At 65.2% G+C, this 21355-nt stretch carries 20 protein-coding genes and 1 tRNA gene; 1 reads left to right on the top strand and 20 read right to left on the bottom strand.

From position 1 onward, the window contains the following. Window positions 1-15: 15 nt before the first annotated feature. The 17 genes from F468_RS0104550 to rlmE all read right to left on the bottom strand — a co-directional run bounded on the left by F468_RS0104550 (window position 16) and on the right by rlmE (window position 15995). Entirely contained in the window at window positions 16-669 is a 654-nt protein-coding gene (locus F468_RS0104550; RefSeq protein WP_018138270.1) for an NADH-quinone oxidoreductase subunit J, read from the bottom strand. A gap of 15 nt (window positions 670-684) precedes the next feature. Next, window positions 685-1173: an NADH-quinone oxidoreductase subunit NuoI gene (gene nuoI, locus F468_RS0104545; RefSeq protein WP_018138271.1), complete on the bottom strand. Its 489-nt coding sequence runs from the start codon at window positions 1171-1173 to the stop codon at window positions 685-687. 10 nt (window positions 1174-1183) lie between these two features. Beyond that, on the bottom strand, window positions 1184-2248 hold the full coding sequence (gene nuoH / locus F468_RS0104540; RefSeq protein WP_018138272.1) for an NADH-quinone oxidoreductase subunit NuoH: 1065 nt from the start codon (window positions 2246-2248) through the stop codon (window positions 1184-1186). 13 nt (window positions 2249-2261) lie between these two features. Then, window positions 2262-4658 carry an NADH-quinone oxidoreductase subunit NuoG gene (gene nuoG, locus F468_RS0104535; protein WP_018138273.1) on the bottom strand — a complete coding sequence of 799 codons (2397 nt, stop codon included), beginning with the start codon at window positions 4656-4658 and terminating at the stop codon, window positions 2262-2264. A 32-nt stretch (window positions 4659-4690) separates the two neighbouring features. Next, window positions 4691-5971, bottom strand: a complete 1281-nt coding sequence (gene nuoF, locus F468_RS0104530) for an NADH-quinone oxidoreductase subunit NuoF (RefSeq protein ID WP_018138274.1) — start codon at window positions 5969-5971, stop codon at window positions 4691-4693. Window position 5972: 1 nt separating this feature from the next. After that, window positions 5973-6503 carry an NAD(P)H-dependent oxidoreductase subunit E gene (nuoE, locus tag F468_RS0104525; protein ID WP_018138275.1) on the bottom strand — a complete coding sequence of 177 codons (531 nt, stop codon included), beginning with the start codon at window positions 6501-6503 and terminating at the stop codon, window positions 5973-5975. Further along, on the bottom strand, window positions 6503-7756 hold the full coding sequence (locus F468_RS0104520) for an NADH-quinone oxidoreductase subunit D (protein ID WP_018649008.1): 1254 nt from the start codon (window positions 7754-7756) through the stop codon (window positions 6503-6505). The genes nuoE and F468_RS0104520 overlap by 1 nt, the downstream gene beginning before the upstream one ends. Continuing rightward, window positions 7749-8468, bottom strand: a complete 720-nt coding sequence (locus F468_RS0104515; protein WP_018138277.1) for an NADH-quinone oxidoreductase subunit C — start codon at window positions 8466-8468, stop codon at window positions 7749-7751. The genes F468_RS0104520 and F468_RS0104515 overlap by 8 nt, the downstream gene beginning before the upstream one ends. Before the next feature lie 17 nt (window positions 8469-8485). Further along, on the bottom strand, window positions 8486-8962 hold the full coding sequence (locus tag F468_RS0104510) for an NADH-quinone oxidoreductase subunit B family protein (RefSeq protein WP_012982122.1): 477 nt from the start codon (window positions 8960-8962) through the stop codon (window positions 8486-8488). After that, window positions 8953-9309 (bottom strand): NADH-quinone oxidoreductase subunit A, encoded by a 357-nt coding sequence (locus tag F468_RS0104505; protein WP_012982121.1) that lies wholly within the window; start codon window positions 9307-9309, stop codon window positions 8953-8955. The genes F468_RS0104510 and F468_RS0104505 overlap by 10 nt, the downstream gene beginning before the upstream one ends. A gap of 264 nt (window positions 9310-9573) precedes the next feature. Then, window positions 9574-9658: transfer RNA gene (locus tag F468_RS0104500), tRNA-Leu, on the bottom strand. A 26-nt stretch (window positions 9659-9684) separates the two neighbouring features. After that, complete coding sequence (secG, locus tag F468_RS0104495; RefSeq protein ID WP_018138278.1) at window positions 9685-10065, bottom strand: preprotein translocase subunit SecG; 381 nt, start codon at window positions 10063-10065, stop codon at window positions 9685-9687. Continuing rightward, the gene (tpiA, locus tag F468_RS0104490; protein ID WP_018138279.1) at window positions 10062-10829 is read right to left on the bottom strand and encodes a triose-phosphate isomerase; all 768 of its coding nucleotides are present in this window, start codon (window positions 10827-10829) and stop codon (window positions 10062-10064) included. Before tpiA ends, secG begins: the two co-directional genes overlap by 4 nt. Window positions 10830-11012: 183 nt before the next feature. Next, a complete protein-coding gene (gene glmM / locus F468_RS0104485) occupies window positions 11013-12353 on the bottom strand; it encodes a phosphoglucosamine mutase (RefSeq protein ID WP_018994679.1) in 1341 nt (446 codons plus the stop codon). A 33-nt stretch (window positions 12354-12386) separates the two neighbouring features. Beyond that, window positions 12387-13280 (bottom strand): dihydropteroate synthase, encoded by an 894-nt coding sequence (gene folP, locus F468_RS0104480; protein ID WP_018138281.1) that lies wholly within the window; start codon window positions 13278-13280, stop codon window positions 12387-12389. Window positions 13281-13370: 90 nt separating this feature from the next. Further along, the gene (gene ftsH / locus F468_RS0104475) at window positions 13371-15323 is read right to left on the bottom strand and encodes an ATP-dependent zinc metalloprotease FtsH (RefSeq protein ID WP_018138282.1); all 1953 of its coding nucleotides are present in this window, start codon (window positions 15321-15323) and stop codon (window positions 13371-13373) included. A gap of 45 nt (window positions 15324-15368) precedes the next feature. Next, entirely contained in the window at window positions 15369-15995 is a 627-nt protein-coding gene (gene rlmE / locus F468_RS0104470; protein ID WP_018138283.1) for a 23S rRNA (uridine(2552)-2'-O)-methyltransferase RlmE, read from the bottom strand. 73 nt (window positions 15996-16068) lie between these two features. On the opposite strand from rlmE, the gene yhbY reads away from it, so the two are divergent. Beyond that, the gene (gene yhbY, locus F468_RS0104465; RefSeq protein WP_017925966.1) at window positions 16069-16368 is read left to right on the top strand and encodes a ribosome assembly RNA-binding protein YhbY; all 300 of its coding nucleotides are present in this window, start codon (window positions 16069-16071) and stop codon (window positions 16366-16368) included. Between the two features lie 21 nt (window positions 16369-16389). Here the strand turns inward: yhbY and greA are convergent, their stop codons facing one another. Genes greA through carA form a run of 3 tightly spaced genes read right to left on the bottom strand, consistent with a single transcriptional unit; the run spans window position 16390 to window position 21279 of the window. Then, entirely contained in the window at window positions 16390-16869 is a 480-nt protein-coding gene (gene greA / locus F468_RS0104460; protein ID WP_018138285.1) for a transcription elongation factor GreA, read from the bottom strand. Further along, window positions 16866-20099, bottom strand: a complete 3234-nt coding sequence (gene carB, locus F468_RS0104455; RefSeq protein ID WP_018994678.1) for a carbamoyl-phosphate synthase large subunit — start codon at window positions 20097-20099, stop codon at window positions 16866-16868. The genes greA and carB overlap by 4 nt, the downstream gene beginning before the upstream one ends. A gap of 46 nt (window positions 20100-20145) precedes the next feature. Then, entirely contained in the window at window positions 20146-21279 is a 1134-nt protein-coding gene (gene carA, locus F468_RS0104450; protein ID WP_026182198.1) for a glutamine-hydrolyzing carbamoyl-phosphate synthase small subunit, read from the bottom strand. Window positions 21280-21355 lie beyond the last annotated feature (76 nt).

Genomic DNA, 21355 nt, shown 5'->3' with positions numbered 1-21355 from the left:
TGTTACTCGGATTGCCTATTTCGACGAGTCGTCCTGCTGTCCATCCGCATCGCTGCTCTGGGCAGCACGACGCGGGGACTTCTTCTTCTCGGAGGCCATGGAGACCATGCGGACCCGACCCTCGCGGGAGACCGCCATCTGCTGGCCTGGATCGATCGACTTGTTGTCCGGACGCTTGCGCATGGTCAGCGAGATCGCCGCGATGATCGCCACCAGCAGGATCACCGCCGCAATCTCGAACGGATAGACGTATTCGGTGTAGAGGATCGCGCCCAGGGCCTCGGTGTTGGCGTATTCCGGCCCTGCGCGCTCCGGCACATCCATCGTGATGTAGCGGGTAATCACGGCCACCAGCACGGTGGCCATCGCGACCGCGACCACGATGCCCACCGGCAGGTATTCGGTGAAGCCCTCGCGCAGCTTGGCGAGGTTGATGTCGAGCATCATCACCACGAACAGGAACAGCACCATCACCGCGCCAACGTAGACGAGCACCAGCACGATGCCGAGGAACTCCGCCTCCGCCAGCAGCCAGATCGCGGCCGCGGCGACAAAGCACAGCACCAGGAACAGGGCCGCGTGCACCGGGTTGCGCACACTGATCATCGCCAGTGCGCCGCCCAGCAGGATCGCGCCGAAGAGATAGAAAAGGATCAACTCGAAGGTCATGGGGCGGTCCCTGCGTTACCGGTACGGGGCGTCGATCGCACGGGCCTCGGCGATCTCTTTCTCGAAGCGGTCACCAATGGCCAGGAGCTTGTCCTTGGTCATGATCTGCTCGCCCCGGTTCTCGAAGTGGTACTCGAAGATGTGCGTCTCGACGATGGAATCCACCGGACAGGCCTCTTCGCAGAAGCCGCAGAAGATGCACTTGAACAGGTCGATGTCGTAGCGCGTCGTGCGGCGCGTGCCGTCCGCGCGCTCCTCGGAGTCGATCGTAATCGCCAGCGCCGGGCAGACCGCCTCGCACAGTTTGCAGGCAATGCAGCGCTCCTCGCCGTTCGGGTAGCGGCGCAGCGCATGCAGCCCGCGGAAACGCGGCGACATTGGGGTCTTCTCGTCCGGGTACTGCACGGTGAACTTGCGGCTCAGCAGGTAACGCCCGGTCAGGCGCAACCCCAGCAGCAGTTCAAAGAACAGAAAACTCTTCAGGTATCGGCGGAACGCTTTCATCACGAACTCCTCAGGCGAACCACGGGCCGACGTTGAACGCGACCAGCACGCCCTCGACAAACAGCCAGAGGATGGTCACCGGGATCAGCACCTTCCAACCAAGACGCATGATCTGGTCATAGCGATAGCGCGGGAAAGTGGCACGGAACCACAAGAAGGCGAACAGGAACACCGCCGTCTTGAACAAGAACCAGTGGATGCCATGATCCAGCAGCGCACCGATGACCGGCAGGTCAAAGGCCGCTTGCGGCAGGATGCCCTGGAAGGGCGACAGCCAGCCGCCGAGGAACAGGATCGCGGTCAGGGCCGAGATCAGGATCATGTTCGCGTATTCGGCCAGGAAGAACACGGCGAACGCCATGCCCGAGTACTCGACGTGGAAACCCGCGACGATCTCGGATTCGCCCTCGGCCACGTCGAACGGCGCGCGGTTGGTCTCGGCAATCCCGGAGATGAAATACACAAAGAACAGCGGCAGCAGCGGCAGCAGGAACCAGTGGTACATGCTGCCCGACTGCGCCTCGATGATACCGCCCACGTTCAGCGTGCCGGCAGCCATCAGCACGCCGACCAGGGCAAAACCCATCGCGATTTCGTAGGAAACCAGCTGCGCGGCCGAACGCAGCGACCCCAGCAGCGCATACTTCGAGTTCGAGGCCCAGCCGGCGATGATGATCCCGTATACGCCGAGCGAGGTCAGCGCCAGCAGGTACAGCAGCCCGGCATTGACGTTGGCCAGCGCCCCGCCATCGAAGAACGGGATTACCGCCCAGGCGGCCAGCGCCGGGGCGATGGTCAACACCGGGGCACTCAGAAACAGGAAGCGGTTGGCATTAGTCGGGAGGATGACCTCCTTGGTCAGCAGCTTCAGCGCATCCGCGATCGGCTGCAGCCAGCCGCGCGGCCCGACCCGGTTCGGCCCGACGCGCACATGCGCATAGCCGATCACCTTGCGTTCGGCGAAGGTCGTGTAGGCCACGGCCAGCATCAGCGGGATCACGATCAGCTGAATGCCGATCAGGATCTGCATCACCGTCGGCAGGCTGCTGTAGAGGTTCATCATCCAGTCGAACATGTCTTACGTTCCCTCAGGCACGCGCGAGCGTGACCGTGGCGTTCGGGGCGCCCAACCGGCCCATGGCCGTCGAGCCCGCAAAGGTCACCGCCAGGCCCACCGGCACGGCGTCGTCCAGGATCAGTGTCAGCTCGGTCTCGGCGCCGGCCTGGCGCAGTTTCACGCGCGAGCCGGTATCAAGCCCACCGGCGGATTCGGGATGCACGATTACGCACTCGGCCAGCTGGCCCTCGGGGCTGGTCTGCAGTGGCTCGGCACGGCGCACGAGAGCATCCGTGCTGTAGAGCCCGGCCGCCTGTACGCGATACAGGTCGCCCTGCGCCGGCTCCGGAATGGAAATCTGCGCCTTGTTCATGTTGACCGCAGTATCGAAATTGGCATCCGCCAGCAGGCCCTTCAGCTCGTCACGCACCGCGCGCGAGTCGAGATAGTCCATGCCGCGCTGTTCCAGCAGATTCCCGAGCACGCGCCAGACCTTCCAGCCGGGGCGAGTGTCTTCCTGCGCGCGGGCCGCGGCACGGTAGCTCTGCCAACGGCCCTCGGCGTTCACGAAGGTCCCGGAGTTCTCGAAGCTGGTGGCAACCGGGAGCAGTACATCGGCCACGGCTTCCAGATCCGTATTGGCATAGGCGCTCAGTGCGACCACGAAGCCGGCTTTCTCGAGCGCGGCGCGCAGCGCAACCGGATCGGCCCCGTCACGCCCGGGTTCGATACCGGCGACCACGAAGGCATCCCGACCCTCGGCCAGCATCTCGGCCGCGTTCCGGCCGGCGACCTCGACTTCGGCCCCGGCCGGGCCGCGGTGCGGCAGCACGCCGGCCAGCCAGGCACCCGCGGCACTGGCGCCGGCCGGCAGGTATCCCAGACGGGCGTCGGTGTGCTTGGCGATCCAGCCGGCCAGGGCGCGCAGGGTCGCAAAGGCCGGCCCGTGGATCGCGACCTGGCCCAGCAGGACATGGCCCTGCTCGGCATCCAGCAGCGACTTGGCAATGTGTTCGAACGCGGCCCGCGTATCGGCGTCATCGGCCTCGGCGGCCTTGACGACCTTTTCCAGCTTCTTGGGCAGCGACTTGCCGGCGGCGGCCAGTTGCCCGGCCACACCCGCCAGGGCCATGACCTGATCGCGCTCGTGGCCGACCAGCTGGGCCTGAACCGGATAGGTCAGATCCAGCAGCATGTCATTGATCAGGCTGACCCGCGCCCCGCGCGAGGCCGCCTTGCGCAGGCGATGGGCGAGCAGCGGCTGTTCGCGGCGCGGATTGCAGCCCACCAGCAGCACGGCATCGGCCGTATCCAGATCGCTAATGGCCGCGCCCAGGTACGGGAACAGCGGCGCGGCCGCCTCGTCGGAGAAATCCACCTGGTCCAGCCGATGATCGATATCGGTGACGCCCATGCCGCGCAGGACCTTCTGCGCCAGGTAGTGTTCTTCCACCGACAGCGACGGCGACAGCAGCGCACCGATGCGGTCGGGGGCAGTCTCCTTCAGGCCCTCGACGACATAACTCAGCGCGGTCTCCCAGGAGACGTCCTGCCACTGGCCGTCCACCTTCATGCGCGGGCGGGTCAGGCGATCCTCGGCGTACAGGCCGGTGTAGCTGAAACGGTCGCGGTCGGAGATCCAGGTCTCGTTGACCGCCTCGTTGTCGCGCGGGACCACGCGCATTGCGCGCCCGTCGTGGGTATGCAGGTGGAGGTTGGAACCGACCGCGTCGTGCGGGGCGATGGTCGCGGCCTGCGACAGCTCCCAGGCACGCGCGGTGTAGCGCGACGGCTTGGCGGTCAGCGCGCCAACCGGGCACAGGTCGATCACATTGCCCGACAGCTCGTGGGCCACGGTCTTCTCTACGTAGGTGCCGATGCGCATATGCTCGCCACGCCCGGTCGCGCCCAGTTCGCGCACGCCGGCGATCTCCTCGCCAAAGCGCACGCAGCGGGTGCAATGGATGCAGCGGGTCATCTCGGTCTCGATCAGCGGACCGATATCCTTGTCCTTCACCACGCGCTTGGCTTCGGTGTACTTGGACACACTGTCGCCGTAGCCCATGGCCACGTCCTGCAGCTCGCACTCACCACCCTGATCGCAGATCGGGCAGTCCAGTGGATGGTTGATCAGCAGGAACTCCATGGTCCCCTTCTGCGCGCGCAGCGCCAGTGGAGACTGGGTGTAGACCTTCATCCCGTCCATGACCGGGGTCGCGCAGGCGGGCAGCGGCTTGGGTGCCTTCTCCACCTCGACCAGGCACATACGGCAGTTCGCCGCCACCGACAGCTTCTTGTGGTAGCAAAACCGCGGAATGCGGATATCGGCATCGTCCGCCACGTCGATCAGCATGGAGCCCTTGGGCGCCTCGATCGTGCGGCCGTCAATCTCGATGCTGACCAGATCCTGCTTCTGATCCTGACTCATGCTCGATTCCTGCTGCGGATGCGCGGGGGGCGTCAGGCGGCGTCTGCCACCGGGCTCCGACCGTGCTGGATGTAGTATTCGAATTCGTGGCGGAAGTGCTTGATGAAGCTGCGCACCGGCATCGCCGCGGCATCGCCCAGGGCGCAGATGGTATGCCCCTCGATCTTGCTGGCCACGTCGTCCAGGCGCTCCAGATCCTCGGGACGGCCCTGCCCTTCCACGATGCGGGTCAGCATGCGATAGAGCCAGCCGGTCCCCTCGCGGCAGGGCGTGCACTGGCCGCAGGACTCGGAGAAGTAGAAGCGCGAGATGCGCTGCAGGGCCTTGACCATGTCGGCGGTCTCATCCATCACGATCACCGCGCCGGAGCCCAGCATGGACCCGGCCTGGGCGATCGAGTCGAAGTCCATGTTGGCCTTCAGCATCACATCGCCCGGGACCACCGGAACCGACGATCCGCCGGGGATCACGGCCTTCAGCTTGCGCCCGTTGAGCACGCCACCGGCCATCTCCAGGAGGTCCTTGAAAGGCGTGCCCAGAGGGATCTCGTAGTTCCCGGGCTTGTTCACGTGTCCGGAGACGGAGAACAGCTTCTCGCCACCGGACTTGGGCACCCCCAGATCGGCGAACCACTGCCCGCCGTTGCGGATGATCGCCGGGATCGAGGCCAGTGACTCGGTGTTGTTGATCGTGGTCGGCTTGCCGTACAGGCCGTAGTTGGCCGGGAACGGCGGCTTGAAGCGCGGCTGGCCCTTCTTGCCTTCCAGCGACTCAAGCAGAGCCGTCTCCTCGCCGCAGATGTAGGCGCCGGCGCCCAGTGACGGGTGGAGATCGAAATCGACCCCGGAACCGAAGATGTCCTTACCGAGATAACCGGCGTCGTAGGCCTCTTTCAGGGCCGCCGTAAAGCGCGTGTTCACCTCGTCCATGAACTCGCCGCGCATGTAGTTGTAGCCCACGGTCGCGCCGATCGCGTAGCCGGCGATCGCCATGCCCTCGATCAGGGCATGCGGGTTGTACATCAGGATCTCGCGGTCCTTGCAGGTGCCCGGCTCGGATTCGTCCGAGTTGCAGACGATGTACTTCTGCCCCGGGGTGTTGCGCGGCATGAACGACCACTTGAGCCCGGTCGGGAAGCCCGCCCCGCCGCGGCCGCGCAGGTTGGAGGCCTTGACCTCCTCGATCACGTCCTCGGGGGCCATCTTGCCCTTGTAGACCTTCTCCAGCGCCTGGTAGCCGCCGACGCTCTTGTAGGTCTCGAGCGAGGCAGGATCGTCCAGGTAGCGGGTCGCAAAGCAGATCTGGTTGGCCATGCTACTTCTCCAGACCGTCAAGAATCTCGTCCACCTTCTCGGGGGTGAGATTCTCGTAGTAGACGTGGTCCACCTGCATCATCGGGGCACCACAGCAGGCCGCCAGGCACTCCTCTTCCATCTTCAGGTAGAACTTGCCGTCCGGCGTGCTCTCGCCGAGCTTGATGCCGAGACGGTTCTCCAGGTGCTCGATGATCTGTTCCGAGCCGCGCAGCATGCAGGAGATGTTGTTGCACACCATGATGGTGTGCTTCCCAACCGGCTCCAGCTCGTACATCGAGTAGAACGAGCCGACCTCGTACACCGCGATCGCCGGCAGGCCGAGGTACTCGGCCACGGCGTCCATCTTCGCGGTAGAGAGATAGCCGTCCTCGTGCTGCACTGCGCGCAGGGCGCCGAGAACCGCGGAGCGCTTCTGGTCGTCCGGATAGCGCGCCACCCATGCGTCGATCTCTTCGCGCTCGTGGTGGCTGAGCTCCACCTTCTTGCCGGCGGGCTTGTGGAAGGCGACGGTTTTCTGTTCGGCAGCCATCAGCGGTCGATCTCCCCGAATACGATGTCCTGGGTCCCGATGATCGCGACCACGTCGGCCAGCATGTGGCCACGCGCCATCTCGTCCAGCGCGGACAGGTGCACAAAGCCCGGCGGACGGACCTTCAGGCGATAGGGCTTGTTGGAACCATCCGAGACCAGATACACGCCGAACTCGCCCTTCGGATGCTCGACCGCGGCATAGGCCTCGCCTTCCGGCAGGCACATCCCCTCGGTGAACAGCTTGAAGTGGTGGATCAGGGCCTCCATGTCGGCCTTCATCTCCTCGCGCTTCGGCGGGGTGATCTTGTGATCCTCGAGCAGCACCGGACCCGGATTCTGGCGCAGCCAGTCCACACACTGGCGGATGATGCGGTTGGACTGGCGCATCTCCTCGATCCGCACCAGGTAGCGGTCGTAGCAGTCGCCGTTGACGCCCACCGGGATATCGAAGTCGAGGCGGTCATAGACCTCGTAGGGCTGCTTCTTGCGCAGGTCCCACTCGATGCCGGAGCCGCGCAGCATCGGGCCGGTAAAGCCCAGCTGCATGGCACGTTCGGGATCGACCACGCCGATGCCCACGGTGCGCTGTTTCCAGATACGGTTGTCGGTCAGCAGGGTCTCGTACTCGTCGACGCAACCCGGGAAGCGTTCGGTAAACGCCTCGATGAAGTCCAGCAGCGAGCCCTGGCGAATCCTGTTCAGGTCATCCACCACTTCCTGGGATTTCCAGGAGGACGGCTGGTACTGCGGCATGGTCCCCGGCAGGTCGCGCGCGACCCCACCCGGACGGTAATAGGTCGCGTGCATGCGCGCACCCGAGACCGCCTCGTAGCAGTCCATCAGGTCCTCGCGCTCGCGGAAGGCATACAGGAACACCGCCATCGCGCCGATATCCAGCGCGTGGGCGCCCAGCCACATCAGGTGATTCAGGATGCGGGTAATCTCGTCGAACATTACCCGGATGTACTGTGCCCGCAGCGGGGCCTCGATCTGGAGCAGCTTTTCCATCGCCAGCACGTAGCCGTGCTCGTTGGCCATCATCGACACGTAGTCGAGGCGGTCCATGTAGCCGATAGACTGGTTGTACGGCTTGCTCTCGGCGAGCTTCTCGGTCCCGCGGTGAAGAAGGCCGATATGCGGGTCGGCGCGCTGCACGACCTCGCCATCCATCTCCAGCACCAGGCGCAGCACGCCGTGGGCGGACGGATGCTGCGGCCCGAAGTTCAGGGTGAAGTTGCGAATCTCAGGCATTCTCGGCTCCTTCGCCTGGCTTCTCGCCCTCGCTGTAGCGATGGTCGTCGCGGATCACCTTGGGCACCAGCACACGCGGCTCGATGGTCACCGGCTGGTACACCACGCGCGCCTGTTCGGCGTCGTAGCGCATCTCCACATGACCGACCAGCGGGAAGTCCTTGCGGAACGGATGACCGACGAAGCCGTAGTCCGTGAGGATGCGGCGCAGGTCCGGGTGCCCGGAGAACAGGATCCCGAACAGGTCGAAGGCCTCGCGCTCGAACCAGTTGGCCGAGGCCCAGACCTCCACCAGCGACTCGATCTCGGGGAATTCGTCATCGGCCAGCCAGGCGCGCATACGCAGGCGACGATTGTGCTGGATCGACAGCAGTTGCACGGCCACGGTGAAGCGTGGCCCGTCCCAGAGGCTGTCTTCCGGCGCGTCGTCGAACGTGAAGCGCCCGGAGGTGGCCGCCTCGACCCCGCGGGAGAAACCCGTGTTGGTCGCGGACTCCGTGCCCCACTCGTCCTGGCCGTATTCGAGATAGTCCACTCCACACAGGTCGATCAGCATCTCGAAGCCGAACGCGTCGCGCAGCTTCTCGGCGGCCTCGCGCCAGGACTCCGGCCGGATATCGACCGTGACCTCGTCATAGGCCTCGGTGACCGTCTCCAGGGCGTCGCCCAGTTCCGCCCGCAGGGCGTCGATCCAGTTGTCTTGTTCAGCCATCTGAAACCCCGGGTGCGTCAGCGCGCGATGGTGTTCGTGCGCCGGATCTTGTTCTGCAGCTGGATGATGCCGTAGAGCAGTGCCTCGGCCGTGGGCGGACAGCCCGGCACGTAGACATCCACCGGCACGATGCGGTCGCACCCGCGCACCACGGCATAGGAGTAGTGGTAGTAGCCGCCGCCATTGGCGCAGGAGCCCATGGAGATCACCCAGCGCGGCTCGGGCATCTGGTCGTACACCTTGCGCAGCGCCGGCGCCATCTTGTTGACCAGCGTGCCGGCGACGATCATCACGTCGGACTGGCGCGGGCTGGGCCGGAAGATGATCCCGAAGCGGTCGAGGTCATAGCGCGCGGCACCGGCGTGCATCATCTCGACCGCACAGCAGGCGAGCCCGAAGGTCATCGGCCACAGGGAGCCGGTACGGGCCCAGTTGATGAGCTTGTCAGCCGAGGTGGTGACGAAGCCCTTTTCAAGAACGCCTTCTATTCCCATTCCAGCGCCCCCTTCTTCCACTCATAAATGAATCCGACGACCAGAATGAGCAAAAACACGGCCATCGCAAGAAGCCCGAACAGGCCAATGGCATCCAGCGATACCGCCCACGGGAAGAGAAATGCGATCTCGAGATCGAAGATGATGAAGAGGATCGCGACCAGGTAGAAGCGCACATCGAACTTCAGCCGCGAGTCCTCGAAGGCCTCAAAGCCGCACTCGTATGGCGAATTCTTCGCGGCGTCGGGCTTGCGCGGCCCGACGGCCATCCCGACCACCAGCGGCACGATGCCGATCACGATCCCCACTGCGATGAACAGCAGGATGGGTAGATAACCTTCCAGCATGTCTCTCTCCCGTACACCGCCCTCGGGCGGGTCGGTTCGCAGGGTGCCGCGTGGATCCGGCGCGTCCGCGAGCCGTTCTAGCGTTGCTGGTTGAATGCACCGGTTGGTGGCCACCTCGATGGACGAGGCAAGGGCGCATACCGGGCACGGAGTCTAGGTGAACCGTGAAAACGGTGTCAAGTATTTGTAATTTTATAAGTTACTGTTTTTATTTTGTTTTGACTCCTGACGCCGATTCTCGAACGTCGCCAGGGGCCTTCGAAATGGTGCAGATGGTGGGACTCGAACCCACACGGCTTTCGCCACTACCCCCTCAAGATAGCGTGTCTACCAATTCCACCACATCTGCCTGTCTAAGAGGCCGCGGTCGCCGGCCTATTCAGGTACGTCGGCCGGGCGGTCGGAGGCCGGGGCATCCGATTCGTCATCCCGGGGTACTGTACCGGGAATGCCTTCCGGAATATCACCCTCCTCGCGCATCTCTTCCGCTTCGAGCTGATCCATCAGGCTTTCGGCCTGAGGCGTCGAGGAGGCGAGATAGGCCAGCGTCAAGCTGTTCACGAAGAACACAACAGCCAGAAACGCGGTCGAGCGGCTCAGAAAATTGGCCGACCCGCGCGCACCGAACACGGTCGCGGACGCACCACTGCCAAAGGCCGCCCCCGCGTCGGCACCCTTGCCATGCTGCATCAACACGAGGGCGATCAGGGCGATCGAGACCGAGACCTGAACGACCAGGAGCAACCCGTAGATCATGCCGCGACCCGCTCGGCCGCCGCACGGGCGATCGCGGTAAAGGCATCGGCGTCCAGCGAGGCGCCACCAATCAGCCCGCCGTCGATGTCTTCCAGCGCCAGCAGGCCCGCGGCGTTGTCCGCCTTCATGCTGCCGCCGTAGAGGATACGCAGATCCGCAGCGACACGCGGGTCGCGGCCCGCCACTCGGTTGCGGATAAAGGCGTGCACTTCCTGCGCCTGATCGGGCGTGGCGGTCAGGCCGGTTCCGATTGCCCAGACGGGCTCGTAGGCGATCACGGCGCGATCGAAGGTCTCGACGCCGGCGGCATCCAGCACCGCATCCAGCTGCTCGGCCACCACGGATTCGGTGCGCCCGCCTTCGCGGTCACTCTTCTGCTCGCCAACACACAGGATCGGCGTCAGGCCGGCGGCCTGGGCGGCGATGAACTTGGCCGCCACCCATTCGCTGGTCTCGTTCTGGCGCTCGCGCCGCTCGGAGTGGCCAACGATCACGTAACGGCAGCCCGCCTCAGCCAGCATGGAGCCGGCCAGCTCACCGGTATACGCGCCCTTTTCCTGGTCCGAGCAATCCTGCGCACCGACCTCGATCACGCTACCCGACAGGGTCTCGGCAATCTCGGCGAGGTAGACGGCGGGCGGACACACCGCGACGTCGACACCCTGCAGGTCACCCAGACTGCCCTTCAGGGCCGACAGGAGGGCGCGGTTCGCTTCGCGCGAACCGTTCATCTTCCAGTTACCGGCGACCAGCGGCTTGCGCATGCGGATCTTCCTCCTGCGAGAACGGTCGGATCCGCGCGGATACACGGAGTCCGATCATGATGATTAGAGCGGCGGGATGTTACCGGCGCACCCGGTGCAAATCAACCGAGCCCAGGTCCGGGCAAACGGGCGGCCTGTCCCGTGAAGAATCACCCATCGGCCGACGACGCCCGCAGACCGGGATCAAACAGCCGCGCGGATGCTGTCGGCGATGCGCTCGGCGGCCTGACGGGTAATGACTTCGTCCTCGGCCTCGACCATCACGCGCACCAGGGGCTCGGTACCGGACGGGCGCAGCAGGACACGCCCGTGCGCACCCAACTCGGCCTCAACCGCGGCGACCTCGGAGCGCACGGCGGGCGCCTCCAGACAGCCATTGGCCTTGCCCGAGACCGGGACGTTCACGAGGCACTGCGGGAGCTTCGGGATCTTCGCCGCGAGCTCCGCGAGCGAGCAGCCGGTGCGATGCATCAGGTGGGCGACCTGCAAGGCCGCAACGGTCCCGTCACCGGTGGTCGTGTGCTCCAGGCAGACGATGTGCCCGGATCCCTCTCCGCCCAGCATCCAGGCGCGCTGACGCAGTTCCTCGAGCACGTAGCGATCACCCACCTTGGCGCGAATAAACGGGATCCCGTGCTCGCCCAGGGCATTCTCGAGCCCAAGGTTGGTCATCAGCGTACCGACCACGCCGCCCTGGAGCAGGCCCGACTGCTGACGATCGATGGCGAGAATCCCCAGGATCTGGTCACCATCGACCACGTTGCCGTTCGCATCGGCCAGGATCACGCGGTCACCGTCACCATCGAGGGCGATCCCGAGGTCAGCCCCGGAGGCCTTCACCTGCTCGGCCACGACCTCCGGGTACAGCGCGCCCACGCCGGCGTTGATGTTATAGCCATCCGGGCGGGCACCCAGGATTTCCACCTCGGCCCCGAGTTCCTCGAATACCGGCGGGGCGACGTTGTAGGTCGCGCCGTGGGCACAATCGACCACGACACGCAGGCCGCGCAGCTCGGAGCGCGCCGGGATCGCGCTCTTGCAGAACTCGATGTAACGCCCGGCGGCATCGGCGATACGGACGGCCTTGCCGAGGTGGGCCCCGTCCACCGAGCGCTGCGGCTCTTCTAGCCGTGCCTCGATAGCCTCCTCCACCGCATCCGCGAGCTTGTCGCCCTCCGGGGTGAAGAACTTGAAGCCGTTATCGTGAAACGGGTTGTGCGAGGCGCTGATCACCACACCGGCGGTCGCACGGAAGGTCCGCGTGAGATAGGCCACTGCGGGGGTCGGCATCGGCCCCAGCAGGGCGACATCCAGGCCCGCAGCCGACAACCCGGCCTGCAGGGCAGACTCGAACATGTAGCCCGAGACCCGGGTGTCCTTCCCCACGAGCACCGGACCCTGACGCTGGGCCCGCGCGCCCAGCACCTCGCCTACCGCATAGCCCAGACGCAGCGCGAATTCGGGCGTCATCGGCCAGTCGCCTGTACGCCCACGAATCCCGTCGGTGCCGAAATAACGCCCCATGCCGCTTGCTTCTCCCTTAATACTGAATACGAATCACGACTGACGGGAGCCCCGCCACGCCTGTGGTGTCAGTGCGGAGTATAGCGCCAGCGCATCGTGTGTCCCTGCGACATCGTGCACACGCAGGACACGCGCGCCGGCCTGCGCCGCCAGTAACGCGGCAATCGCGGAACCGGCGTCACGTTCCTGCACCGGGCAATCCCCCAGCAGGGCACCAATCATCGACTTGCGCGAGACCCCCACCAGCAGCGGGGACCCGAGCTCGGCCAGCGCGGGCAGCGCATGGAAGAGTGCCAGGTTGTGCTCCAGCGTCTTGCCGAATCCGAAGCCCGGGTCCAGCAGCAACTGCTCGGCTGGCACGCCGTCGCGCGCGAACGCCTCGCGCCGATCGCGCAGAAACGCGCCCACCTCCCGCGCGACGTCATTGTAGTGCGGGGCCTGCTGCATGGACTGCGGCTCCCCCTGCATGTGCATCGCGCACAGGGCGACGCCCTGCTCGCGGGCGGCGGCCACGGCAGCCTCCCAGGCCCCCTCGGCGCGAAACCCGTTAACGTCGTTCAGCAGCGTAGCCCCCGCCGCCACGGCCTCGGGCATCAGGGCCGGCTTCATCGTGTCCACCGACAGCGGGACATCCAGTTCCGCGGCAAGGGCCTCGACCACGGGCAACACCCGCCGCCGTTCCTCGTCCAGTGCGACCGGCTGCGCCCCCGGACGCGTCGACTCGCCCCCGATATCGATCAGGTCAGCGCCCTGCTCCACCATCGTGCGGGCATGCTCCAGGGCCTGTTCCACACGCTGATGTGCGCCGCCATCGGAGAACGAATCGGGCGTGACATTCAGGATGCCCATGATCCGCGGGCGATCCAGCGCCAGCCGGTGCCTTCCGCAGCGCAGGACCGCAGGCGCGCCTTCCGTATCCATGCCCATGTCTTTGCCTCCCCGCCAAATGAAAAGGCCGCCAAGGAGTCCCTGGCGGCCCATGGTGGCCTTTCGCCACCGGAGTGATACCTCGCTCGATCAGGACTGCGGGGCAGGCCCGCCGACGACACCCTTGCTGTCGTCGTCCTCGCGGCCGTCGTCGGAATCGCCAGCGGGCTCGTCACTCGCCTGCGCCGACCCACCGGATCCGCTGTCGCTGTCCCAGTCCGCCGGTTCTCGGGGCTCGCGTCCGGCCATAATGTCCTCGATCTGCTTGTCATCGATGGTCTCGTACTTCATCAGCGCCTTGGCCATCGCGTGCAGTCTGTCGAGGTTGTCCAGCAGGATCTGCTTCGCATTCTGGTAGTTCGTGTCGATGATCCGGCGCACCTCGGCGTCGATCTGGCGCGCGGTCTCGTCGGACATCGGCTTGGACTTCGCCCCCATCTGCCCGCCGAGGAACGGGTGCCCTTCCTCTTCGCCGTAGTCCAGCGGACCCAGCTTCTCGGAAAGACCCCACTTGGTCACCATGTTGCGCGCAATCTGTGTGGCGCGCTCGATGTCGTTGGAGGCACCGGTGGTCACCTTGTCGTCGCCAAAGATGATTTCTTCCGCCAGACGCCCCCCAAAAAGGCTCGCCAGCTGGCTCTCCAGTCGGGTCTTGGAGTGGCTGTAGCGATCCTCCTCGGGCAGGAACATGGTCACACCCAGGGCCCGTCCACGCGGAATGATGCTGACCTTGTAGACCGGGTCGTGCTCGGGGACCGTGAGCCCGACGATCGCGTGCCCCGCCTCGTGGTAGGCCGTCAGTTTCTTTTCGTCCTCGGACATCACCATGGACTTGCGCTCGGCGCCCATCATGATCTTGTCCTTGGCGCGCTCGAAGTCGCTCATGTCGACCAGGCGCTTGCCGGCCCGGGCCGCAAACAGGGCTGCCTCGTTGACCAGGTTCGCCAGGTCCGCGCCGGAGAAGCCCGGCGTGCCACGCGCGATGAGGTCCGGACGCACGTCTTCGGCGATCGGCGTCTTCTTCATGTGGACCTTGAGGATCTGCTCGCGGCCACGCACGTCCGGCGGCGGCACCACCACCTGGCGGTCAAAGCGGCCCGGGCGCAGCAGCGCCGGGTCGAGCACGTCCGGGCGGTTGGTCGCGGCGATCACGATGATGCCCTCGGTGCCCTCGAAGCCGTCCATCTCGACCAGGAGCTGGTTCAGGGTCTGCTCGCGCTCGTCGTGACCGCCACCCATGCCGGCGCCACGCTGGCGTCCGACTGCGTCGATCTCGTCGATAAAGATGATGCAGGGGGCGTGCTTCTTGGCCTCGGAGAACATGTCACGCACACGCGAGGCGCCCACACCCACGAACATCTCCACGAAGTCTGAACCGGAGATACTGAAGAACGGGACCTTGGCCTCGCCGGCAATGGCCTTGGCCAGCAGGGTCTTCCCGGTACCCGGCGAGCCGACCATCAGGACGCCACGCGGGATCTGGCCACCGAGCTTCTGGAACTTGGACGGGTCACGCAGGAAGTCGACCAGCTCGGAGACCTCTTCCTTCGCCTCGTCACAGCCGGCCACGTCGCCGAAGGTAACCTTTACCTGGTCCTCGGACATCAGCTTGGCCTTGGACTTGCCGAAGGACATCGCCCCACGGCCGGCGCCACCGCCACCCTGCATCTGGCGCATGAAATAGATCCACACGGCAATCAGCAGCAGCATCGGGAACCAGGAAATCAGGATGCTCATCAGCAGCGAACGCTCGGCATCCTCCTGTGCATTGATCTCCACATTGTTCTGCAGCAGATCACCGATCAGGCCGGTGTCATTGGGATTGACCGTGGTGAAGCGCTGACCCTCGATGGTCTGGCCACGGATCTTGTCGCCCTCGATGGTGACGCTGTCGATCCGACCGCCCTGCACATCCCGGATGAACTCGGAATAGGTAATACTCCGCACATCCTGCTGCTGTTGCGGGCTGAAGTTGTTGAATACCGACATCAGGACGATTGCGATAACCGCCCAGATGATCAAATTCTTGGCCAGACCGTTCAAAACGCCACCTCGAAAAACTTTTACCTACGTGGATTCTCGCGAGCTTTACACATCCCGAGGGCCGCGCGCCAATACGTACACTTCGCGTGACCGTGGGCGCGAGGCTTGCGGTTTGCGCACCTGCACCTTCTCGAACCGGCGCCGTACCTCGGCCAGGTAGGCGTCCGATCCCTCACCCTGAAACAACTTGACCAGCATCGCACCCCGAGGGTTCAGCACATCGCAGGCCAACTCCAGCGCCAGCTCGCACAAGTGGATCGACCGCGGCTGGTCGATGGCATCCGTACCGGTTAGGTTGGGGGCCATATCGGAAAGCACAAGGTCCGCGCGCTGCCCGTCCAGCGCCTCCAGGATCGCCCCCAGGACCGCATCCTCGCGAAAGTCACCGGTAATGATCGTGGCACCGGGCACGGGGTCCATCGGCAGGATGTCGGAGGCCACGAGCACCCCCTTGCGACCGATCTTCTGGGCGGCGTACTGCGTCCAGCCGCCCGGTGCCGCCCCCAGGTCGACCACGCGCATGCCCGGTTTGAGCAGCCGGTCACGTTCGTCGATCTCCTGCAGCTTGTACACGGCGCGACCGCGGTAGCCCTCCTGCTGCGCCCGCTGCACGTACGGGTCGTCAAAGTGCTCCTTCAGCCAGCGTTGACTGGAACGGCTACGCTTGGGCACCGAGGTTCTCCTGGCTCAGGCACGCGATCCGCGTGCTACAATTTCCGTGTTCCAATACCGAATCGAATCCCACGTGAATCTGACCGACGCGCAACGCCGCCACCTGCGCAGCCTCGCCCACCCGCGCAAGCCCATCGTAACCATCGGCCGCAATGGCCTGACGGACGCCGTGGTCAAGGAGCTGGAACAGGCACTGGCACATCACGAACTGGTCAAGATCAAGGTCAATATCGGCGACCGCGAGGCCCGCAATGGCACGGTCGAGGACCTGTGCGAACGCACGGGTGCGGCCCTGGTCCAGCGAATCGGCTACGTGGCAACCCTGTTCCGGCGCAATCCGGACGAGCCCAAGGTGACCCTCGACCCGGCCTGATCCCAGCCGCAGGCCGCTACGTCAGTTGACGTAGCGCACCTCGAGGATCTCGTACTCCGTCTCGCCGCCCGGCGCCTGGACGGTCACGACATCGCCCTCTTCCTTGCCGATCAGCGCGCGCGCGATCGGCGAGGACACCGAAATCATGTTCTGTTTGATGTCGGCCTCGTCCTCGCCAACGATCTTGTAGGTCACCTTGCGCCCGTCCTCGGTCGCCTCGAGCACCACAGTCACACCGAACACGACCTTGCCCGTCTGCGGCAGGGCCGTGACGTCGATGATCTGGGCATTGGAGAGCTTGCCCTCCAGCTCGCGGATGCGACCCTCGATGAAGCTCTGCTGCTCGCGTGCAGCGTGGTATTCGGCGTTTTCCTTCAGGTCACCGTGTTCGCGCGCATCGGCGATCGCATTCACCACCCGCGGGCGATCCTCGCCTTTCAGCTTCTTCAGCTCCGCCTTCATCTTCTCAGCGCCGGTGACGGTCAACGGGGTCTTGTTCATGCGCTCTTCCCTCCGAGATTCTCCTGATGGAGGTCCTGCAGCCGGAACACATCGTTCGCCCCCAGATGATCCAGGGCCTGCACCGTGGCACGCGCACCGGCGATGGTCGTGGTATAGCCCACCTTGTGCATCAGCGCCTCGCGCCGAATGGTGTAGGAATCGGAGGTCGACTGCTTGCCCTCCACGGTATTGATAATGAAGCTGATCTCGTCGTTCTTGATCATGTCGACAATATGCGGGCGGCCTTCGGTCACCTTGTTCACGCGCGTGACCGTGATGTCGGCCTCCTCCAGAACCTTCGCCGTACCGCGGGTCGCCAGGACCTCAAATCCCAGCTCGACCAGGCGCCGGGCGACCTCGGCCACATGCGGCTTGTCGATCTCGCGCACCGACACGAAGGCCTTGCCGGTGGACGGCAACAGCACGCCCGCCCCCAACTGGCTCTTGGCGAAGGCCTCGGCGAAGCTGCGACCGACCCCCATCACCTCGCCGGTGGACTTCATCTCCGGCCCCAGGATCGGGTCCACGCCCTGGAACTTGGCGAACGGGAACACCGATTCTTTCACCGAATAGTAGTCGGGGTAGACGGCATCACCCATGCCCTGCTCGGGCAGGGTCTGCCCGGCCATGCAGCGGGCGGCGATCTTGGCCAGCGGCCGGCCGACGCTCTTGGAGACATATGGCACGGTGCGCGAGGCGCGCGGGTTGACCTCCAGCACGTAGATATCGTCGCCCTTGATCGCGAACTGGGTATTCATCAGGCCGACGACCTTGAGCCCCAGTGCCATCTTGCGCACCTGCTCGACCATCTCGTCCTGCAGCTCCAGGGACAGCGAGAAGGGCGGCAGCGAACAGGCCGAGTCACCCGAATGCACGCCGGCCTGCTCGATGTGTTCCATGATCCCGCCGATGATCACGTTCTCGCCATCCGAGATGGCATCGACATCCACCTCGATCGCGTCATCCAGGAAGCGGTCCAGCAGCACCGGGGCATCGTTGGAGACGGACACCGCGTTCTGCATGTAGCTGCGCAGGTCCTCGCGGTCGCGCACGATCTCCATCGCGCGGCCACCCAGCACGTAGGACGGGCGTACCACCAGCGGATAGCCGATCTCGTCGGCCAGCTTCTCCGCCTCTTCCTCGCTGCGCGCGGTGCGGTTCGGCGGCTGCTTGAGCCCCAGCTTGTTCAGCAGGGCCTGGAAGCGCTCGCGGTCCTCGGCCAGGTCGATCGAGTCCGGGCTGGTGCCGATGATCGGCACGCCGGCCGCCTCCAGATCCCGCGCGAGCTTCAGCGGGGTCTGTCCACCGTACTGCACGATCACGCCGGCCGGCTGTTCGGTCGCCACGACCTCCAGCACGTCCTCCAGGGTCAGCGGCTCGAAGTACAGCCGATCCGAGGTGTCATAGTCGGTGGAGACAGTCTCCGGGTTGCAGTTGACCATGATGGTCTCGTACCCGTCCTCGCGCATCGCGAGTGCGGCATGCACGCAGCAGTAGTCGAACTCGATACCCTGGCCGATGCGGTTCGGCCCGCCGCCCAGGACCATGATCTTCTGCTTGTCGGTCGGGTCCGCCTCGTTCTCCTCTTCATAGGAGGAGTACATGTACGCGGTCGTGGTGGCGAACTCGGCCGCACAGGTATCCACCCGCTTGTACACCGGGCGCACGCCCAGGCCGTGACGGTGCTTGCGCACGGCCTTTTCGGTCTCGTTGAGGAGCTTGGCCAGGCGCAGGTCGGAGAAGCCGCGCTGCTTCAGGCGGTACATCTCCTCGGCCTTGATGTCGCTCAGGATGCGATCCTTGAGACTCTTCTCGACATCCACCAGCTCCTGGATCTGGGCCAGGAACCAGGGATCGATCGCGGTCAGCTCGAAGATGTCCTGGATCGAGAAGCCGGCGCGGAAGGCATCGGCCACGTACAGCACCTGGTCGGGGCTGGGGTTGGCGAGCTTCGTGCGCAGCTGATCGACGACATCTTCGGCCGTCAGATCAATCCGCTCGTCAAGGCCGTCCATGTCGGTCTCCATCGAGCGCAGCGCCTTCTGGAACGACTCCTGGAAGGTGCGGCCGATGGCCATCGCCTCGCCCACCGCCTTCATCTGCGTGGTCAGACGCGCCTCGGCCTGCGGGAACTTCTCGAAGGTGAAGCGCGGGATCTTGGTGACCACGTAGTCGATGGACGGCTCGAACGAGGCCGGGGTCAGTCCGCCGGTGATATCGTTCTTCAGCTCGTCCAGGGTATAGCCCACCGCCAGCTTGGCCGCGACCTTGGCGATCGGGAAGCCGGTCGCCTTGGAGGCCAGCGCGGAGGAACGCGACACCCGCGGGTTCATCTCGATCACGATCATGCGCCCGTTCTCCGGGTTGATCGCGAACTGCACGTTGGAGCCGCCGGTCTCCACACCGATCTTGCGCAGCACCGCCAGCGAGGCGTCGCGCATGATCTGGTATTCCTTGTCGGTCAGGGTCTGCGCCGGGGCCACGGTGATCGAGTCCCCGGTGTGGATACCCATCGGGTCCAGGTTCTCGATGGAGCAGATGATGATGCAGTTGTCCGCCTTGTCGCGGACCACCTCCATCTCGAACTCCTTCCAGCCCAGCGCGGACTCCTCCAGCAACACCTGGTTCACCGGCGAGAGATCGAGCCCGTTCTTGACGATGTACTCGAACTCCTCGCGGTTGTAGGCGATACCGCCGCCCGAACCGCCCAGGGTGAACGACGGCCGAATGATCACCGGGAAGCCGATCTTCGGCTGGACCTCCTGCGCCTCCTCCCATGAATGCGCGAGCATCGCGGTCGGGGTATCCAGGCCAATATCGGCCATCGCCGCCTTGAAGTGGTCGCGATCCTCGGCCATGTCGATCGCCGCCTCGTTGGCGCCGATCATCTCCACGCCGTACTTCTCGAGCACGCCTTCCTTCGACAGGTCCAGCGCGCAGTTCAGCGCGGTCTGACCGCCCATGGTCGGCAGGACCGCATCCGGGCGCTCCTTCTCGATGATCTTGGCGACCGTCTCCCATTCCACCGGCTCGATGTAGGTGGCATCCGCCATCTCCGGATCGGTCATGATGGTCGCCGGGTTGGAGTTCACCAGGATCACCCGGTAACCCTCTTCGCGCAGGGCCTTGCAGGCCTGGGCGCCGGAGTAGTCGAACTCGCAGGCCTGACCGATCACGATCGGGCCGGCCCCGAGGATCAGGATGCTCTGGATGTCGGTACGCTTGGGCATGTGACGGCTCTCGCAGGCTGTCGAAATCGGAAATTCGGGAGGTGCTTTAGCTGCGCGCGGCGCGCATCATCTCGACGAAGTCGTCGAACGCCGGGGACACGTCGTGCGGGCCCGGGCTGGCCTCGGGGTGCCCCTGCAGGCTGAAGGCCGGGCAGTCGGTGCGGGCGATCCCCTGCAGCGTGCCGTCGAACAGCGACCGGTAGGTCGGCGTCAGCGTATCGGGCAGGTTGTCCTCGTCGATCGCAAAACCGTGGTTTTGCGACGAGATCATCACCCGCCCACTTTCCTCGTGTCGGATCGGGTGGTTCGCCCCGTGATGGCCGAACTTCATTTTCACGCTCTTGCCGCCGCTGGCGATGCCCAGCAGCTGATGCCCGAGGCAGATGCCGAACAGCGGCAGCTTGCGCTCGCAGATGTCGCGGATCGCCTCGATCGCGTAGGTGCAGGGCTCGGGGTCACCCGGGCCGTTGGACAGGAACACGCCGTCGGGCTTCAGCTCCATGACCTCGTCCACCGGCGTCTCGGCCGGCACCACGGTCACGCGACAGCCACGGTCCGCCAGTTTGCGCAGGATGTTCTGCTTCATGCCGAAGTCGTAGGCCACCACATGAAACTCGGCCTGCTCCGGGTTAACCCGCGCCGGTTCCTCGCCGAGCTGCCAGGTACCCTCCAGCCATTCATAACGGCTGCGCGTGGTGACCTCGCGCGCCAGGTCCATACCCTTGATGCCGGGGAACTCGCGCGCGGCCGCCAGGGCCGCAGCCTCGTCCACATCGCCGGCCTGGATGCAGCCGTTCAGCGCGCCCTTCTCGCGCAGGATGCGGGTCAGCTTGCGGGTATCGATCCCGCTGATCGCCACGATGCCGTGACGCAGCAGGTAATCCGGCAGCGACTCGCGCGAACGCCAGTTCGACACCAGCGGCGGCAGGTCGCGGATGATCAGACCGGCGGCATGGGCGCGGGCCGACTCGTCATCCTCCGGGTTGGTACCGGTGTTGCCGATATGCGGATAGGTCAGCGTGACCATCTGCCGGTGGTAGGAGGGATCGGTCAGGATCTCCTGATAACCGGTCATCGCGGTGTTGAACACCACCTCGCCGACCGTCTGGCCCAGGGCGCCAATCGCCTGACCATGAAACACAGTGCCATCTTCCAGGACGAGCAGAGCGGGCGCGGACACGGGGACCTCCGGATGGTCTGGGTCGAGGCCGCCAGGCCATTTGCCGGCGGCGATACTGCGATTCATTCGGGATCTT

The sequence above is a fragment of the Thioalkalivibrio sp. ALJ2 genome (assembly GCF_000378325.1).
In the GTDB taxonomy this organism is placed as follows: domain Bacteria; phylum Pseudomonadota; class Gammaproteobacteria; order Ectothiorhodospirales; family Ectothiorhodospiraceae; genus Thioalkalivibrio.
This window is presented reverse-complemented; position numbering and strand designations above follow the sequence as displayed.

Excerpts from the sequence above, each read along its gene's own strand:
- F468_RS0104550 (WP_018138270.1), bottom strand. The coding sequence starts at position 669 with ATGACCTTCGAGTTGATCCTTTTCTATCTCTTCGGCGCGATCCTGCTG.
- nuoI (WP_018138271.1), bottom strand. The coding sequence starts at position 1,173 with ATGAAAGCGTTCCGCCGATACCTGAAGAGTTTTCTGTTCTTTGAACTG.
- nuoH (WP_018138272.1), bottom strand. The coding sequence starts at position 2,248 with ATGTTCGACTGGATGATGAACCTCTACAGCAGCCTGCCGACGGTGATG.
- nuoG (WP_018138273.1), bottom strand. The coding sequence starts at position 4,658 with ATGAGTCAGGATCAGAAGCAGGATCTGGTCAGCATCGAGATTGACGGC.
- nuoF (WP_018138274.1), bottom strand. The coding sequence starts at position 5,971 with ATGGCCAACCAGATCTGCTTTGCGACCCGCTACCTGGACGATCCTGCC.
- nuoE (WP_018138275.1), bottom strand. The coding sequence starts at position 6,503 with ATGGCTGCCGAACAGAAAACCGTCGCCTTCCACAAGCCCGCCGGCAAG.
- F468_RS0104520 (WP_018649008.1), bottom strand. The coding sequence starts at position 7,756 with ATGCCTGAGATTCGCAACTTCACCCTGAACTTCGGGCCGCAGCATCCG.
- F468_RS0104515 (WP_018138277.1), bottom strand. The coding sequence starts at position 8,468 with ATGGCTGAACAAGACAACTGGATCGACGCCCTGCGGGCGGAACTGGGC.
- F468_RS0104510 (WP_012982122.1), bottom strand. The coding sequence starts at position 8,962 with ATGGGAATAGAAGGCGTTCTTGAAAAGGGCTTCGTCACCACCTCGGCT.
- F468_RS0104505 (WP_012982121.1), bottom strand. The coding sequence starts at position 9,309 with ATGCTGGAAGGTTATCTACCCATCCTGCTGTTCATCGCAGTGGGGATC.
- secG (WP_018138278.1), bottom strand. The coding sequence starts at position 10,065 with ATGATCTACGGGTTGCTCCTGGTCGTTCAGGTCTCGGTCTCGATCGCC.
- tpiA (WP_018138279.1), bottom strand. The coding sequence starts at position 10,829 with ATGCGCAAGCCGCTGGTCGCCGGTAACTGGAAGATGAACGGTTCGCGC.
- glmM (WP_018994679.1), bottom strand. The coding sequence starts at position 12,353 with ATGGGGCGTTATTTCGGCACCGACGGGATTCGTGGGCGTACAGGCGAC.
- folP (WP_018138281.1), bottom strand. The coding sequence starts at position 13,280 with ATGGGCATGGATACGGAAGGCGCGCCTGCGGTCCTGCGCTGCGGAAGG.
- greA (WP_018138285.1), bottom strand. The coding sequence starts at position 16,869 with ATGAACAAGACCCCGTTGACCGTCACCGGCGCTGAGAAGATGAAGGCG.
- carB (WP_018994678.1), bottom strand. The coding sequence starts at position 20,099 with ATGCCCAAGCGTACCGACATCCAGAGCATCCTGATCCTCGGGGCCGGC.